The 372-nt window shown below is 59.7% G+C and carries 1 pseudogene; it reads right to left on the reverse strand.

The annotated features are described in order from the left end of the window. A pseudogene (locus SZ63_RS13045) lies at positions 1 to 372 on the reverse strand (methyl-accepting chemotaxis protein); the annotation flags it as partial.

Raw genomic sequence — 372 nt, forward strand, 5'->3', positions numbered from 1 at the left:
CTCCGGTCAAGGATGGGGATGGCATTCAGGGTGAGGTATTTCCTGACGCCGTCGGGCCACTTGACCATGACGTCCGTCCGGGCGAGTTTCTTCGTCTCGTAGCAGGCGTAGAAGTGGTCGCCCCCGAGGATGGTGATGTCGTAGTCGTAGAGTTTCTTTGCGAGCGTCTCTTCGCGGGTGCCGCGCCACATCCGGGCGTACTCGTCGTTGATGTCGATCCGGCTCTTGTCCGCGCGGAGGGTTGCGATGGCAAGCGGGTTCTGCTTGATCATCGTGTCGACGCTGTGCTTGAGACTCTCGGCCTCTTCTTTCTCATTCTGGAGGTCGGTCCAGTCGTTCCAGACGTAGAAGGCCATCTCGATCTCGCCGTTC

It is taken from the genome of Methanoculleus sediminis (genome assembly GCF_001017125.1).
GTDB lineage: Archaea > Halobacteriota > Methanomicrobia > Methanomicrobiales > Methanoculleaceae > Methanoculleus > Methanoculleus sediminis.